This is a genomic window from Streptomyces humidus, assembly GCF_014649655.1.
GTDB lineage: Bacteria > Actinomycetota > Actinomycetes > Streptomycetales > Streptomycetaceae > Streptomyces > Streptomyces humidus.
Genome location: NZ_BMTL01000006.1, coordinates 208,399 through 223,287, shown reverse-complemented (window position 1 = coordinate 223,287; position 14,889 = coordinate 208,399). Strand labels below are relative to the sequence as shown.

The following is a 14,889-nucleotide window of genomic DNA, read 5'->3' as shown; positions in this document are numbered from 1 at the left end:
TCAGCCCTTCTCTGCAGGGGTGACGGCGGCAAGGGTGGCGCGCAGGGTGTCGAGGTCGGCGCGGTGCTGCTGGGCGCCGGCGACCCGGACCGCCAGGGAGCCGGCGGCTGTCCCCAGCCGGGCGGCATCCAGAAGCGAGTCACCGGCGGCCAGCCGGGCGGCGAGCACCCCGACGAACGCGTCGCCGGCACCGGTGGTGTCCGTGACCGGGGCGGGGATCGCCGGGATCTCGGTGGTGGCGCCGTCCGTATCGGTGATGATCGCGCCCGCCCCTCCCAACGTGGTGATCACCGCCTTGGCGCCCCGGGCGCGCAGCGCGGCGTGCGCCTTCCGCACGGCGGACGGGTCCGCGGCCCTCTCCGGGTCTGGCTGCCCGGAGACCACCGCCTGTTCGTGCTCGTTCACGATCAGCACATCGCACCGGGAGATCAGCCGGTCCGGCAGCCTGACGGCCGGCGCGGCGTTGAGCAGGAACCGGCCCGTGCAGGCGGCCGCCGCGCGCTCCACCACGTCCAGTGGTATCTCCAGTTGGGCCAGCACGACGTCCGCGTCCGCGCCGGCGCCCTCCAGCGGGTCTCCCTCGGACGGCCACCGGTGATTGGCCCCGGGGATCACGATGATGGTGTTGTCTCCGGCCGCGACCGTGATCCACGCGGTTCCGGTCTCGGCGTCAGGCACCGGGACCACCCCGTGCACCTCCACATCCCTGGCGCGCAGCCCCTCGCGGGCGCGGACGGCCTCGGGATCGGCGCCGACCCGGGCGATCATCGCGGTACGCACCCCGGCGGCGGACGACGCCACGGCCTGGTTGGCGCCCTTGCCGCCGAGTGTGACCTGCGCGGTCCGGCCGGGGATGGTCTCCCCGGGGGACGGGAAGGCGTCGGACGCCACGACGTGGTCGATGTTCACCGAGCCGATCACCACGACCATCGGCGGCCGGGGCTCAGACACGAGCGTCCCCTTCGAGTGCTCCCGTGATCAGACCGACCAACTCGTCGCCGGTGGTGTCGGCGACGACCCGCCGGGCGGCGGTCTGCCCACGGCGCAGCACGTACGCGGTGTCCGCCACGCGCAGCACCTGTGCCATGTCGTGGCTGATCAGCAGTACGGTCACCGCCGCGTCGCGCAGCCGGCGGATCAGTGCCTCCACGGCCGCCGTCTCCCGCACGCCCAGCGCGGCGGTCGGCTCATCCATGATCACCAGTGTCTTGCCCCAGTTGGCCGCCCGGGCGATGGCTATGCTCTGCCGTTGGCCTCCGGACATACGGCGGACCGTGGCCCGTACGTTGGGCACGTTGACGTCCAGCCGGGCCAGGATGTCCCGGCTGTGGCCGATCATGGACTTCCTGTCCAGCACCTGGAACGGCCCGAATCCCTGGGTCAGTTCCCGGTTCAGATACAGGTTCTGCCACACCGGGAGGTCCTCGATCAGTCCGAGGGTCTGGTACACCGTCTCGATGCCCAGCCGGCGTGCGTCGTCGGGGGAGTTCAGCCGGATCTGCTCGCCCCGGAACCGGATCTCACCGGCGTCCGGGGGATGCACCCCGGTCAGGCAGCGCACCAGGGTGGACTTGCCCGCCCCGTTGTCTCCCAGCAGTGCGGTGACCTCGCCTTCGGCCAGCGTCAGGTCCACGCCCTGCAGTGCGCGCACAGCGTCGAAGGTCTTGCACAGTCCGGTGATGGCCACGAGCGGCGGGTCGACGGCCGAGGCTTCGCCCGCCCCGCGGGCTGCGGTGTCTGTCATGACTGTCCCTACTTCTGGAACCGGGAGATGAACGCGGCGCCGAGCACCACGGCGCCGACCGCGACGGGCTGGTAGTACTGCGAGATGCCGAGCAGGGTGAAGCCGTTGACCAGGGACTGCAGCAGCACGGCGCCGGCCACCGAGCCCAGCACGGAGGCCTTCCCGCCGAACAGGCTGGACCCGCCGAGCACGACGGCGGCGATGGAGCCGAGCAGCAGGTCGGTCTGCAGGCTCGGGTCGGCGCCGCCGGTGCGGGCCACGAACAGCACGGCGGCGATTCCGCACGCCAGCCCGGAGCTGGCGTAGGCGATGAGCCGCATGCGGTCGACGTGGACGCCGGCCTCACGAGCGGCCTCCCGGTTGCCGCCGGTGGAGAGCAGATACGTACCCGTGCGCGTGCGGAAGAGCAGGAAGCCGACGATCGCCGCCCCCAGGACGGCCACCAACCAGAACCAGCGCACCGGGCCGATCCCGTCCAGCGCCAGATCGCGCAGGAAGCCGGAGTTCACCGCGACGGTGTTGCCGCTGCTCAGCAGCAGGGTCAGGCCGCTGACCACGGACAGCGAGCCGAGTGTGACGATGAAGTCCGTCATGTTCAGCCGGGCCACCATGAGGCCGTTGACCACACCGACCGCCAGACCCGCCAGCAGCGCCAGGAGCACGGAGACGGGCAGTCCCCAGCCGTGGGTGTAGGCGTATCCGAGTACTGCCGCCGACCAGGGCAGGTTGGACCCCACCGAGAGGTCGATACCGGCCACGGTGACCACCAGCTGCTGGCCCATGGCGAGCACCAGCAGGATCGAGGTGGACACCAGCAGGTCGCTGATGTTGCTCACGGTGAGGAAGTCGGGCGTGGCGATGAAGAACGCCACGAACACCGCGACCACCCCGATCGGGGCGGCGAGACGCGCCGCCGCCCCGACTGAGAGGCGCCCTGTGAGGTGTCCGGGCGCCTGAGCGTCTGTCATCGTCGACTCACTTCCCGTCCGTGGTCAGCGGGTTGGTGAACGGCTCGATCGGCTGCGGGAAGGAGCTGATCGCCTTGTCCACGTTGCTGGAGTCGATCAGCGCCGTCGGGGAGACGATCCGGGTGGGCACGGTCTTGTGCTTGACCAGATTGATGCAGGCCTGCACGGCCATCTGTCCCTCGGCGTAGGGGTACTGCGAGATGGTGCCGCTCAGCGTGCCGGCCTTCACGGCCTGCAGAGCGGCGGTGATGCCGTCCACGGAGATGATGGACACCTTCCCGGTCAGCCCCGCGTTCTTCACCGCCTGTGCGGCGCCCAGGCCCATGGAGTCGTTGGCGGCGAAGATCCCGGTGATCCCCGGGTGCGCCTTCAGAACGGCCTCCGTGACCGTCTGTGCCTTGGCCTGGTCGTAGTCGGCCGGCTGGGTGGCCACGATCTTGAGCTTGCCCGCCACCGCATCGGAGAAGCCCTTCTGGCGGTTGATGCCGTTCTGCTCGCCGGCTATGCCCTGCAGGAGGGCCACGTCGCCATGTCCGCCCATGCGCTTCAGCAGCGCCTCTCCGGCCTGCTTCCCCGCGGTCAGGTTGTCGGAGCCGATGAACGACGCGTAGGACACGCCGGCCTGCTTCGAGGCGTCCGGGTCGATCTGGGTGTCCAGGTTGAGGATCGGGATCTTCTTCTGCGCCACCGGGACCAGCGGGGTGATCACGTTGGTGGCGTTCACCGGCACCACGCCGAAGCAGTCGTAGTTCTGCCCGGCCAGGGCGGACAACTTGGCGTTCTCCCCGGTGGAGTCGGTCTCCGACTGACCGGCCTGGACGTTCACCGTGACGCCCAGCTTCTTGCCCTCGGCCAGCGCACCGTCCCGCAGGGCCGCCCAGTAGGGGTTGGTGAAGTCACGGGTGACGATGGCGATGCGGGGGGCATCCTTGCTCTGACCGCTCCCGCTGCCGCCGCTCTGCCCGCCCCGGCCACAGGCCGCCACTGCGGTGAGCAGGGTGATGGCGATGGTCACGGTGGACAGACTGCGTCTGGTGTGGTTGGACATGGCGGTGTGCCTTTCTTCGCGTCATTGCGTCCGGTCGGATCTGTGCCGACCGGGAGAAAAGGGGACTCGGGCGGTGGGGTGAGGGGGGCTCTCCGACCGGCTACGGGCGGGCAAGCCGAGGCCTGGTCCGGTTTCTGACCGGCAGGTGGCCGAAGGTGCGGATGCGAAAGCGGCCCGCCGGGTCCGGGTTCGGCCTCGCCGGCGGGTGGGTGCGGTGGAGTGACAGCCGACCGGTGCTGACGTCCCGGAGGACCGGGCAGGCGGGCTGCGACGACAAGGGGACGTGGATCGGCGATCCGGCCGCCGTCGATCGTCGATCGGCAGCGGAACCGGCATGCGGCACGGCGGTATGGCGGTATGGCAGCACGGCGGTATGGCGGGTTCGGCGTACAGCGCGACGCGGCGGTGCCGCGGCCGGGCCGGCCGAGCACTCAGCGCCGAGCGGCGTCGGCGGACCGGCGGACTGCGGGAATCCCGTGGAAGTGATGAGCTTTGCTCATTCCTGTGCCACGGGGCATTGGTTCAGCTGATTCCCTTTGTCGCCTGCCCTCGGCCACCTGGTGGATGAGAAGTCAGAAGGAGGGTAAGCCGGGACGGTCGGACCGTAATTCCGCCGGAGTGAACGAGGTTCCGGTGCCGGATGGCCTCCGGCCGTCATTTCGGTACGGCAATGCCCACGGCCACTGGACGGTGGCGCGCGACAAGCCGGCTTTTTCGCAAGGCTGCATCACGCACGTCCCTTCCAGGAACAGTCAGCCAGGATGTGTATTGCCGCTACGTAATCGATTACGTTGCTGATGGCGAGTTATTTAAACCATGCGCCGTAAGGGGTGTCAAGGGTGGAATGCCATCGCATCGAGTTGGTTCCGGACCCTTGACGGCACCGGGCGTAATCGATTACAAGGGGGGTCTGATCTAGGTGTGGGAGGTGGCCGATGGCGGTGACCGTCGCAGACGTCGCTCGGCGTGCCGGGGTCTCGACGGCCTCGGTGTCACGGGCCCTCTCGGGGGCGGACGGCGTGAGCGCGGCCGTGCGGGAACGCGTCGTCGCGGCAGCCCAGGCCCTGGGTTACCGGCCGAACACCGTCGCTCGTTCGCTGCGGACCACACGGACGCAGACGATCGGACTGATCATCCCCGACATGGTGAACCCCTTCTTCAGCGAGCTCGCCTGGGCCATCGAAGAGGCGGCGCACGAGCACGGGTACAGCGTGATCCTGTGCAACGCCAACGAGGAGACCGACCGCCAGGACGGGTACATAGAGCTGCTGCTGGCCCGGCGTGTCGACGGTCTGCTGCTGACGCCGGTGCTGGAGGAGTCGGAGGCCCTGCGTGCCGTGGCACGCCAGGGCGTGCCCATGGTGTTCGTCGACCGGTCGTTGGCCAGCATGGAAGCCCCGGTGGTGCGTGCGGACGGGAGCCTGGCGATCTCACAACTGGTCGATCACCTGGTGGATCTGGGGCATGAACGGATCGCGGTGATCACCGGCCCTCAAGCGACGGTCACCGGCCGCGAGCGGCTGGCCGCCTTCCGCACCGCGATGCGGGCACGTTCGCTGGACCTTCCGGATGAGCTCGTGCGTTTCGGAAACTTCCAGGCGGACAGCGGCCGGCGTGCCGCTGTCGAGTTGCTCGATCTGGACGAACCGCCCACGGCGGTGTTCGCCATCGACAACCTGATGACCTTGGGAGTTTTTCAGGAAATGCGTCGGCGAGGCCTTCGCATCGGCAGCGACATTGCGGTGGCCGGGTTCGACGATCCGCCCTGGTTTCAGCTGCTGGATCCGCCACTGACCACGGTTTCGCAGCCGGTGACCAGAATGGGGGCACTGGCGGTGGACATGCTGCTCGAGGCGATCAACGCCGGATCGGTGGAATCCCATTTGCTCGACTGCGCATTGGTGATCCGGGAATCGTGCGGAGAGACCGCGGCCCCTCGGGAAACATTCCGGTCGCGACACATGCCACCGGACGAAAATCCCGTGAACGATTACGGCGACGACTGAAGACGACTGAATGCGGTACCCGGTGTCCGGAGTTCCAGGAGAAGGGGAGGCCTGCGACCCGCTCCGCCACCACGAGCACACCCGCACCCGCCCGCCCACGCAGGCGCGCCGCCCCGGCGGCCACGCCCCCCGCAGGGCGGGGCGTGACGCATCAGGCCGTACGGCAGCGGAAGTTTCGGGAGTGAACGGCGACGGGCGAGTGCTGCCCGGCACAGTGCCGGCCGGTCTCCGCCGCAGCGGCCCAGCTCTGTGGCGGACGGGCGGCCCGGCGAGCACCGGCCGCCGACGACCGGCTACGCGCGCGTGGGCTGGACCGGCACGCCTTCGAGCCGCAGGTTCCAGCGCCCGCCCCGGCCGGTGACGGTCGTCGCCGACAGGGGGCGCACGTCGATGTTCCAGTACGCCGCCGGCGGCGCCTTGAGCGCGTAGACCACGGCGGCGCGGATCACGCCGGGCTCGGCGACCGCGACGATCTTGTCGCCGTCGCCGATCGGCCGGGTGTCGAGCCAGTCGCCCACCCGCGTGATGAAGTCGAGCAGGGACTCGCCGCCGTGCGGGGTCGCCAGCGGATCGGCCAGCCAGGCGTCCACCGCCTGTGGCTCGCGGGCCATCGCCTCACCGAGGGTGAGACCCCGCCAGCGGCCCATGTCGCAGTCCCGCAGAGCGAGTTGCACCAGCGGTGCGTACCCGAGGGCGTCGCCGGTCGCACGGCTGCGCGGGGTGGGCGAGCAGTAGCGCAGCCCGGCGGCCGCCAGCGGCGGGAGGTCGGGGACCGCCCGCTGCACCTCGTCCCAGCCCGCCTGGTCGAGCGGGCGGTCGTCCTCGAAGCGTTCCGCGAGCAGCGAGGAGCTGCGAGCGGCGGCGACGAACGTGACCCGAAGTGGCATGCGGTGATGGTGGGCCGCGGAAGTACGCAGGTCAAGACGCGTTACCTGCCAGTTGTCAGGACTGCGCCGAACCCTGAGGGAAGGCCTGGACACGCCGGGGCAAGTCACTCGAAAACGAGCGCCATCCACCGGTCGGGCTCGGCGAGCGGCCGGAATCCGGCCTTCTCGTAGACGCCGTGCGCGTCGTGCGTGGCGAGCAGGACGCGGCGCAGCCCGTACGGCGCGAGGTGGTCCCGCGCCGCCTCGGCGAGCGCCGTGCCGATCCCCTTGCCACGCACGGCGGGGTCCACGTACACGTCGCACAGCCAGGCGAAGGTGGCCTGATCGGTCACCACCCGGGCGTACGCGACCTGCTCCCCCGACAGCGTGTCGTACACCCCGAAGTTGAGCGAGCCCGCGATCGCCCGCTCCTGTCGGCCCAGGGTCCGCCCGATCGCCCAGTAGGCGTCGGCCGACAGCCAGCGGTGCACGCGCTCGACGTCGAGCCGGTCGGGGTCGGCGGAGATCTCGTAGCCGTCGGGGAGGCCGGAAGTGTCGGTCATGGCGGGATCCTCACAGCGGGGGCGGCGTCATGTCGAACGGTTTGCGGGCAGTGCCTCCTCGCACGCGGTCTCCAGCCGCCGCACCCCCTCCGCGATCTCCGCCGTCCCGGCGACGGCGGCGAAGCTCAGCCGGACGTGGGCGGCCGGGGGTTCGGCGCTGAAGTAGGGGCGGCCGGGGGCGAGGGCGACGCCGGCGCGCAGTGCGGCGGCGGTGAACGCCGCCTCGTCCGTGCCGTCGGGCAGCCGCAGCCACAGGTGGTAGCCGCCGGACGGGATGTGCGGCAGGGCGAGCCGGGGCAGGCTCAGCCGCAGCGCCGCGGTCATCGCGTCCCGCCGGGCCCTCAACTCCGCTGCCACGGACCGCAGATGGCGGGGCCAGGCCGGTGAGCCGACGAGTTCGAGGGCCGCCTCCTGCAGCGGGCGGGGCACGAAGAAGCTGTCGACGACCTGAATGGCGCGCAGCCGTTCCAGGACCGGGCCGCGGGCGACGAGGGCGCTGACCCGGAAGCTCGGCGAGGTCGCCTTGGTCAGCGATCCGACGTGGACGACGACGCCGTCGGGGTCCTCGGCGGCGAGCGGACGCGGCAGCGGACCGGCGTCCTCGTGCGCGAGCCGGCGCACGAAGTCGTCCTCCACGACGAACGCGCCCGCGTCCCGGGCGATGCGCAGCACCTGGGCCCGCCGGTCGGCGGCGAGGACGGCCCCGGTCGGGTTCTGGAACAGGGGCTGGCAGACGAAGACCCGGGCGCCGCTCGCCCGGAAGGCGTCGGCGAGCAGCTTCGGCCTGACGCCGTCCGGGTCGACCGGGACCGGGACGGGCCGCAGTCCGGCCGACCGGGCGATCGCGAGCATGCCGGGGTAGGTGGGCGACTCCACCAGCACCGGCGCGCCGGGCGGGGCCAGGGCGCGCAGCGCGGTGGTCAGGGAGGCCTGGCCGCCGCCGCTGACCAGCACCTCGGCCGCGGTGACCGGACCGCCGACGGTGCGCGCGAACCACTCGCGCAGCTCCGGCAGCCCTTCCATCGGCGGCCGCCCCCAGGCACCGGGCCGGCGTCCCGCCCGCGCCAGGGCCGCGGCCATGGCCCGCTCCGGCTGGAGCGAGGGATGGAGGTAGCCGCCGTTGAACTCGATCACTCCGGGCGGCGGGGCGGAGAGCGAGACCGTGACGCCCGAGGCGTCCACCGAGCGCGGGACGAGGTCGCCCGTGCCGTCCGCGCTCAGCGACACCTCCTGCCAGGAGGTGTCGCCGACGGCGGTGGCGGCGCGCGACGGCCGGGCCCGGAAGGCGCCCGCGCCGGGGCGGGTGACCACGAGCCCCTCGGCGGCCAGGTGCGCCAGCGCCCGCGAGACGGTCACCGGGCTCACCCGGAACCTCTCGACCAGGGCCCGGCTCGACGGCAGCTTCCCGCCCGGCGAGTAGCGGTCGAACTCCCGGCGCAGCTGTTCCACCAGCTCACCCACACTGCTACGCTCTTGCATGAAGACACAGAGTAGCGCTATCGCACCGTCCGCGATAGCGGTCAGCACTCCGGACCTCGCTGACAGGCGGAGCGGCCCCGGCACCCTCCAGGCCGCCCTCGGTGTCGTCGCCTTCTCGCTGACCTTCCCCGCCACGGCCTGGGGGCTGGAGGGCTTCGGCCCCTGGACGCTGGTCGCGGCGCGCAGCGCCCTGGCCGCCCTGATCGCCGGTGTGTGCCTGCTGACCCTGAGGATCCCGCCGCCCGCCCGCCGTCACTGGGCGGGACTGGCCGTCGTGGCCGGCGGGGTCGTCGTCGGCTTCCCCCTGCTGACCACCCTCGCGCTGCGGACGTCCACCACCGCGCACGCGGCCGTGGTGGTGGGCCTGCTGCCGCTGACGACCGCGCTGCTGTCCGCACTGCGCACGGGCGCCCGCCCGTCCCGCGCGTTCTGGGCGGCGGCCCTGGCCGGCGCGGGCGCCGTGGCGGCTTTCACCGTGCAGCAGAGCGGCGGGGCCCTGACCAGCGCCGACCTCTACCTGTTCGGAGCGCTGCTGGTGTGCGCGGCCGGCTACACCGAGGGCGGCCGGCTGGCCCGGGTCATGCCGGGCTGGCAGGTCATCGGCTGGGCGCTGGTGTTCTGTCTGCCTCTCACCCTGCCCGCCGCCGCGCTCGCCCTCGCCCTGGACCCCGCCCGCCCCACCGCGCACAGCGTGGCCGGACTGCTCTGGGTCGCCGCGGGCTCGCAGTTCCTCGGCCTGGTCGTCTGGTACCGGGGCATGGCCGCCATCGGCGTCCCCCGGGCCAGCCAGTTGCAGTTGGCCCAGCCGCTGCTCACACTGGTGTGGTCGGTGCTGCTGCTGGGCGAACACCTCACCCCCGCCGCGCCGCTGACGGCCGCCGCCGTCGTCGTCTGCATCGCCGTCACCCAGCGGGCGCGCGGCTGACCGCGAGCCGCCGGCGCCCGCGACGGACGCGAGGATCAGGAACTCGACGGCACGGACCGCCGCTCGGCACAGTGAGGAGGCCCCAGATGCGCGCAACCACGGGCGACCAGCTTGTCCAGCATGGCAGGGTGGTCGGGCAACACGACAAGGTCGGCGAGATCGTCGAGGTACTGGGCCAGGGCGGTGACCCCCCGTACCGCGTCCGCTTCGAGGACGGGCACGAGGGCGTGTGCTCGCCCGGCCCCGACACCGAGATCCGCCACCGCAAGGCCGGAGAGCGGCGACCCTGACGCGTCGCGACCCGGCTCGTCCCTTTCGGCACACCACGGTCAGCAGACCACGGCCGGACCTCGGCGCGGCTCAGCGCGGGGGTTCGGCCGGCTGCCGGTAGTGGTCGGCGACCACCCTGGCCATCGCTCCGATCCGGTCCGTCCTCACGTCCTCGGCGGCGAAGAAGACGTGTCCGCGCACCGCGGGGTGCGCGGCGGCCAGATCGAGGTGGGCCGACAGTTCAGCCGGGTCCTGCCAGGCCGCCGGCTGTGTCGGGTCGCCCGCCCGGTACAGGGCCTCGCCGATGTACAGCCGGGTGCGGCTGCCCTTCGCCACCTCCGCCCACCAGGGCACGAGCTCGGCGTAGTCGGCGGCCGACAGCCCGATGTTCCAGTACAGCTGCGGCACCACGTAGTCGATCCAGCCCTCACGCACCCACTTGCGCGTGTCGGCGTGGATGTCGTCGTAGGACTGCAGGGCCCGGGTGTCCGAGCCGCGCGAGTCGGTGGAGGCGTTGCGCCACACGCCGAACGGGCTGATCCCGAACTGGGTGCCGGGCCGGGTGGCCTTGATCCGGGCGGCCGTCTCCAGCACCAGCCTGTCGACGTTGTCGCGCCGCCAGGCGGCCCGGCTGGTGAAGGCGCCGCCGTGGGCGTCGTAGGCGTCCGCGTCGTCGAAGGTCTGGCCGGCGACCGGGTAGGGGTAGAAGTAGTCGTCGAAGTGCACGGCGTCCACGGGGTACTTCTCGACGGCGTCGAGGATCGCGTCCTGCACGAAGGCGCGAACCTCGGGCAGGCCGGGGTTGTAGTAGAGCCTCCCGCCGAACGGCACCACCCAGTCCGGGTGGCGGCGCGCGGGATGCGAGGCGACCAGCCGGGAGGGATCGTCGTGGGTCGCGATCCGATAGGGGTTGAACCAGGCGTGCAGCTGGAGGCCGCGGGCGTGCGCCTCCGAGACGGCCGTGCCCAGCGGGTCCCAGCCCGGCGCCCTGCCCTGGACGCCGGTGAGCACCTCCGACCACGGCTCGTACGGCGAGGCCCACAGCGCGTCGGCCGTGGGCCGCACCTGAAGGATCACCGTGTTGAGCCGCCTGCGCACCGCCACGTCGAGCAGCGCGATCAGTTCGGCGCGCTGGGCGGCGGCGGTCAGGCCCGTCCGGGACGGCCAGTCGCGGTTGGCGACGGTCGCCAGCCACATCCCCCGCATCTCGGTCGTCGCCCGCCGCTCCCGCCCGGGAGCGGCCGCCGCGCCCGTCGTGGTGAACGCCGACAGCGCTGCCAGCGCGAACGCCCGCCGGGTCAGTCGCCCCATCACACACATCCCCACATACTCTGCGGATCCGTTCGGTCACGGATCGCGTCCGGGCCCCAGCATGCCCCCACCCCGACGATCGATCATCGATACCTGCTAGTAACGTGCACGATCGGAGCAGGCCGACCGGAACCCGGCAGACCTGCCACTGCCAACACAGTCAGCGCGGCGAAAGGTGCGATGTGACCGACATCGAACGGGTCGGAGTGGTGGGCTGCGGCCAGATGGGGGCGGGCATCGCCGAGGTCTGCGCCCGCGCCGGCCTCGACGTCAAGGTCGCCGAGACCAACGGCGAGGCCCTGGAGATCGGCCGGACCCGGCTGCTCAACTCCCTGGCCAAGGCGGCCGAGCGTGGCAAGATCTCCGAGGAGGAGCGGGACGCCGCACTGGCACGCCTGAGCTTCACCACGGACCTCGGCGAGTTCGCCGACCGCGATCTGGTCGTCGAGGCCGTGGTCGAGAACGAGCAGGTCAAGACCGAGATCTTCCAGGTCCTCGACCAGGTGGTGACCCGCCCGGACGCGATTCTCGCCTCCAACACCTCCTCCATCCCGCTGGTGAAGCTGGCGGTCGCCACCTCACGGCCGGACCAGGTCGTCGGCATCCACTTCTTCAATCCGGCCCCGGTGCAGCAGCTCGTCGAGCTGATCCCGGCGCTGACGACCTCGGAGGGGACGCTCGGCCGGGCGCAGTCGTTCGCCGAGAAGACGCTCGGCAAGCACGCGATCCGCGCCCAGGACCGCTCCGGCTTCGTGGTCAACGCGCTGCTGATCCCCTATCTCCTGTCCGCGATCCGGATGTTCGAGACGGGCATCGCCAGCCGCGAGGACATCGACAACGGCATGGAGCTGGGCTGCGCCCACCCGATGGGCCCGCTGAAGCTGTCCGACCTGATCGGTCTGGACACGGTCGCCTCGGTCGCGTTCTCGATGTACGAGGAGTACAAGGAGCCGCTCTACGCCGCTCCCCCGCTGCTGCAGCGCATGGTCGACGCCGGCCGGCTGGGCCGCAAGACCGGCTCGGGCTTCTACACGTACTGACCCCTCGTCACGCAGGGTCCCCCTGCCGGCCGGTCACGGGCCCGGCGCTCCACGGAGCGCCGGGCCCGTTCCCTTCACACGCCGTGTGCACGCTGGGCCCGCATATGCCGCGCGCACACTCTCCCCGCGGGCCCACCAGGCGGGTTCACTCATGATGCGCACGCAAGGGATGTGAGACGACCACGGAAAGGAGCGGACACGTGACCACCGATTCCGAGCATCCCGTCGCCCCTGGAGAACTCGCGGAGTTACGGCGCAGGCTCGACGTGGCGTACGCCCGCGTCGAGGGCGGCCTGGCTCTGCTGACGCACCGCACCGAGGAGACCGCCAAGGAGGTCGACGAACTGAGCTCGCGCGTCGTGACGTTGGAGCACGCCCGCTGGCCCTTGCCGGCCGTCGCCGCGCTCACCTCGGTCGGCGCCCTGGTCGTGACGGTCTGGCAGGCCGTCGGACGCTAGCGCCGGCAGGACGCCGGCTGGTTCATCCGAGCCTGATGTGGTGCAGCAGCATCAACGCGGCCGCCATGTTGGCGGCCGGGACCTCCCCCCGGGCGACCAGGCCGGGGACGAGTTCGAGGGAGACCCATTCCCGGCGGTCCGACTCGAAGTCGTCCACCGGGTGCCCCGTGTACTCGGCCTCGTCCGACCAGTAGATGTGGTGGACGGCGTCGGTGAGCCCGTTGGACGGCTCCACGCTCATCAGGTGGTGCAGGGGCCCCGGCCGCCAGCCGGTCTCCTCCTCGAGTTCCCTGGCGGCCGCCCGGGCGACGTCCTCGCCGTCCTCGACCACGCCCGCGGCGAGCTCCCACCCCCAGCTGTCGGTGATGAAGCGGTGCCGCCACAGCAGGAGGACCTCGTCGGCCTCGTTGACGACGGTCGCCACGGCGACCGGCCTCAGCCGTATGAGGAAGTGGTCGAGGTGCCGGCCGTCGGGCAGCTCCACATCTGCCAGGTTGACGCTGAACCAGCGGTTTTCATACACAGTTTGTTCGTTCTGTTTCGTCCACTGCACGGTTCTGCCACCTTCCGTCGGGTGAGTGGCAATATCGCAGCAGGAACCATCCAGCGTCGGCGCGGACGCCGGTGCCGGCGCCCTCCGGACGTCATGGTCCGGGCACCCCCTGACGCCCCCGCCTACAGCGGTACGCGCAGCGCTCCGTCGATGAGTCCGGCCGCCTCGGCCGTACCCGCGCAGTCGCTGCGCACCAGGTGCTCGCGCACCGTCCGGAGTCTGTCGCGCAGTCGCTGGGACTCCATCCCCCGGGCCTGCTCGGCCATCCGCACCGCGGTGACCACCGCCTTGTCGGCGTCGCCCTGACGCAGCTCTATGGTGCTGAGCATGGCGAGCCGGTGCACCCGGCCTCGGTCGTGCGCCGGGGTGTCCACGGCGGCCGCCGCGTGCTCGGCGGCCGCGGTGAGATCGCCGAGGCTGAGCAACGCCTCCGCCACCTGGACGTTGACCAGACCGGGCTGGACATAGCCGGTCTCGTCGGGCTCGTGTCCGGGCCGGATGCGATCGGCGGCCGTCTCGGCCCGCCGGATGCACGACAGGGCGCTCGTGCCGTCTCCGAGGTGCGCGTACGCCTTGGCCTGCATCGCGTACAGGTCGGAGGCGAGAGCGGGCGTGATGTGCCGGCCCGCCGCCCGCAGCGCCGCCTCCGCGAAGGCGACGGCCTGCCGGAAGTCCCGCATGAACAGCGACTGGTTCACCAGCAGGGCGATGACATACGCCCCCAGTCCACGGTCGCCACTGGCCTTGGCCAGCCTGAGCGCCTGGTGGAAGTAGCGCTGGGCGAGACCGTGCGCGTCGGAGTCGTACGCGCAGATGCCCGCGACGGCCACCAACCCGCCGGTGGCACGATGCAGTTGACGGCCCGTCTCGTCCGTGTAACTGCCGCGCAGCAGGGGCGCGGTCTCGGCGTTGAGGAAGCCGACGACACGGCTGCGGGTCGCGATGCCGCCCGCCTTGCGGTACAGCTGCTCGTAGTGGGTGCGGGCGGCGCGCAGCAGTTCGATGTCGGCGGAGGTCACGCGATGCCGGCCGCCGCGGGAGACGTCCACGTCCTCCGGCGGGTTCTCCCACTCCCACACCGGCATCACGGCCGGTGTGCCGGTGACGGCGGGCGCGCCCAGGATGTGCGGACGCTGCTGCTCGTCGGAGCGCCACAGGGCGGTGGCCCGCTCGACGAAGCCGGAGAGCGAGCCGCCGTGCGGGCTGGACGGCTCGCCCGGGACTCCGAGACCGATGTCGTCGAGGGTGACCGGCCGGTGCAGGCGCACCGCGAGCACCTCGCAGATCAGATCGGGCACCTGGCCGCGCGGCCGCTGGCCCTTCAGCCAGCGGGCCACCGCCGTGTGCTCGTACCGCAGGGCGAGCCCGCGGGTCCGTCCGGCCTGGTTGACGTGGGCGGCGAGGCCCGCGTGCGAGACGCCCGCCTCGTCGAGGATCGCGTCGAGCAAAGTGTTGGGCTGCATGGTTGCCCCCCGGTGCCTCGGTGCCGCCAGACTAGTGGGTCCGTCTTCACACGGGGTGTGAACGGAAAGCCCGCACCGACGGGGTGTGCGCGCTGTCGCGGGGCGCTCACGGCCGGTTGACTGAGACGCCTCGCAAGAGGTTCGCCGGGCCGTCGGCTCCCCCTCGAAAAGCGACGGCCCGGCGCAGCGCTCCGC

Annotated in this window: 15 protein-coding genes; 5 read left to right on the top strand and 10 right to left on the bottom strand. The window is 71.8% G+C overall.

Going from position 1 to position 14,889, the window contains the following annotated elements; genetic code table 11:
- Genes IE239_RS09000 through IE239_RS08985 form a run of 4 tightly spaced genes read right to left on the bottom strand, consistent with a single transcriptional unit; the run spans position 1 to position 3,760 of the window.
- On the bottom strand, positions 1-951 hold the full coding sequence (locus IE239_RS09000; protein ID WP_229877955.1) for a ribokinase: 951 nt from the start codon (positions 949-951) through the stop codon (positions 1-3).
- Entirely contained in the window at positions 944-1,744 is an 801-nt protein-coding gene (locus tag IE239_RS08995) for an ATP-binding cassette domain-containing protein (RefSeq protein ID WP_190148748.1), read from the bottom strand. The genes IE239_RS09000 and IE239_RS08995 overlap by 8 nt, the downstream gene beginning before the upstream one ends.
- Before the next feature lie 8 nt (positions 1,745-1,752).
- A complete protein-coding gene (locus tag IE239_RS08990; RefSeq protein ID WP_190148747.1) occupies positions 1,753-2,712 on the bottom strand; it encodes an ABC transporter permease in 960 nt (319 codons plus the stop codon).
- 7 nt (positions 2,713-2,719) lie between these two features.
- Complete coding sequence (locus tag IE239_RS08985) at positions 2,720-3,760, bottom strand: sugar ABC transporter substrate-binding protein (protein ID WP_190148746.1); 1,041 nt, start codon at positions 3,758-3,760, stop codon at positions 2,720-2,722.
- Between the two features lie 935 nt (positions 3,761-4,695).
- Here IE239_RS08985 and IE239_RS08980 point away from each other — a divergent pair.
- A complete protein-coding gene (locus tag IE239_RS08980; protein WP_190148745.1) occupies positions 4,696-5,766 on the top strand; it encodes a LacI family DNA-binding transcriptional regulator in 1,071 nt (356 codons plus the stop codon).
- A gap of 293 nt (positions 5,767-6,059) precedes the next feature.
- On the opposite strand, the gene IE239_RS08975 is transcribed toward IE239_RS08980, so the two are convergent.
- The 3 genes from IE239_RS08975 to IE239_RS08965 all read right to left on the bottom strand — a co-directional run bounded on the left by IE239_RS08975 (position 6,060) and on the right by IE239_RS08965 (position 8,674).
- The gene (locus IE239_RS08975) at positions 6,060-6,653 is read right to left on the bottom strand and encodes a histidine phosphatase family protein (RefSeq protein WP_190148744.1); all 594 of its coding nucleotides are present in this window, start codon (positions 6,651-6,653) and stop codon (positions 6,060-6,062) included.
- Positions 6,654-6,757: 104 nt separating this feature from the next.
- On the bottom strand, positions 6,758-7,195 hold the full coding sequence (locus tag IE239_RS08970; protein WP_190148743.1) for a GNAT family N-acetyltransferase: 438 nt from the start codon (positions 7,193-7,195) through the stop codon (positions 6,758-6,760).
- Between the two features lie 27 nt (positions 7,196-7,222).
- On the bottom strand, positions 7,223-8,674 hold the full coding sequence (locus IE239_RS08965; protein ID WP_190148742.1) for an aminotransferase-like domain-containing protein: 1,452 nt from the start codon (positions 8,672-8,674) through the stop codon (positions 7,223-7,225).
- Here IE239_RS08965 and IE239_RS08960 point away from each other — a divergent pair.
- The gene (locus tag IE239_RS08960; RefSeq protein ID WP_190148741.1) at positions 8,673-9,599 is read left to right on the top strand and encodes a DMT family transporter; all 927 of its coding nucleotides are present in this window, start codon (positions 8,673-8,675) and stop codon (positions 9,597-9,599) included. The genes IE239_RS08965 and IE239_RS08960 overlap by 2 nt on opposite strands.
- Before the next feature lie 86 nt (positions 9,600-9,685).
- Positions 9,686-9,889: a DUF1918 domain-containing protein gene (locus IE239_RS08955; RefSeq protein ID WP_190148740.1), complete on the top strand. Its 204-nt coding sequence runs from the start codon at positions 9,686-9,688 to the stop codon at positions 9,887-9,889.
- A 70-nt stretch (positions 9,890-9,959) separates the two neighbouring features.
- On the opposite strand, the gene IE239_RS08950 is transcribed toward IE239_RS08955, so the two are convergent.
- Entirely contained in the window at positions 9,960-11,180 is a 1,221-nt protein-coding gene (locus IE239_RS08950; protein ID WP_190148739.1) for a glycoside hydrolase family 10-like protein, read from the bottom strand.
- Between the two features lie 182 nt (positions 11,181-11,362).
- On the opposite strand from IE239_RS08950, the gene IE239_RS08945 reads away from it, so the two are divergent.
- Positions 11,363-12,220, top strand: coding sequence for a 3-hydroxybutyryl-CoA dehydrogenase (locus tag IE239_RS08945; protein WP_190148738.1), 858 nt, complete (start codon positions 11,363-11,365; stop codon positions 12,218-12,220).
- A gap of 200 nt (positions 12,221-12,420) precedes the next feature.
- Entirely contained in the window at positions 12,421-12,678 is a 258-nt protein-coding gene (locus IE239_RS08940; RefSeq protein ID WP_190148737.1) for a hypothetical protein, read from the top strand.
- A gap of 22 nt (positions 12,679-12,700) precedes the next feature.
- On the opposite strand, the gene IE239_RS08935 is transcribed toward IE239_RS08940, so the two are convergent.
- The gene (locus tag IE239_RS08935; RefSeq protein WP_190148736.1) at positions 12,701-13,231 is read right to left on the bottom strand and encodes an NUDIX hydrolase; all 531 of its coding nucleotides are present in this window, start codon (positions 13,229-13,231) and stop codon (positions 12,701-12,703) included.
- A gap of 122 nt (positions 13,232-13,353) precedes the next feature.
- A complete protein-coding gene (locus tag IE239_RS08930) occupies positions 13,354-14,694 on the bottom strand; it encodes an NsdA family TPR-like regulatory protein (RefSeq protein WP_190148735.1) in 1,341 nt (446 codons plus the stop codon).
- Positions 14,695-14,889 lie beyond the last annotated feature (195 nt).

Coding starts and splice junctions, on each gene's coding strand:
- IE239_RS08985 (WP_190148746.1), bottom strand. CDS start 3,760: ATGTCCAACCACACCAGACGCAGTCTGTCCACCGTGACCATCGCCATC.
- IE239_RS08995 (WP_190148748.1), bottom strand. CDS start 1,744: ATGACAGACACCGCAGCCCGCGGGGCGGGCGAAGCCTCGGCCGTCGAC.
- IE239_RS08960 (WP_190148741.1), top strand. CDS start 8,673: ATGAAGACACAGAGTAGCGCTATCGCACCGTCCGCGATAGCGGTCAGC.
- IE239_RS08955 (WP_190148740.1), top strand. CDS start 9,686: ATGCGCGCAACCACGGGCGACCAGCTTGTCCAGCATGGCAGGGTGGTC.
- IE239_RS08965 (WP_190148742.1), bottom strand. CDS start 8,674: ATGCAAGAGCGTAGCAGTGTGGGTGAGCTGGTGGAACAGCTGCGCCGG.
- IE239_RS08980 (WP_190148745.1), top strand. CDS start 4,696: ATGGCGGTGACCGTCGCAGACGTCGCTCGGCGTGCCGGGGTCTCGACG.
- IE239_RS08990 (WP_190148747.1), bottom strand. CDS start 2,712: ATGACAGACGCTCAGGCGCCCGGACACCTCACAGGGCGCCTCTCAGTC.
- IE239_RS08975 (WP_190148744.1), bottom strand. CDS start 6,653: ATGCCACTTCGGGTCACGTTCGTCGCCGCCGCTCGCAGCTCCTCGCTG.
- IE239_RS08930 (WP_190148735.1), bottom strand. CDS start 14,694: ATGCAGCCCAACACTTTGCTCGACGCGATCCTCGACGAGGCGGGCGTC.
- IE239_RS08950 (WP_190148739.1), bottom strand. CDS start 11,180: ATGGGGCGACTGACCCGGCGGGCGTTCGCGCTGGCAGCGCTGTCGGCG.
- IE239_RS08970 (WP_190148743.1), bottom strand. CDS start 7,195: ATGACCGACACTTCCGGCCTCCCCGACGGCTACGAGATCTCCGCCGAC.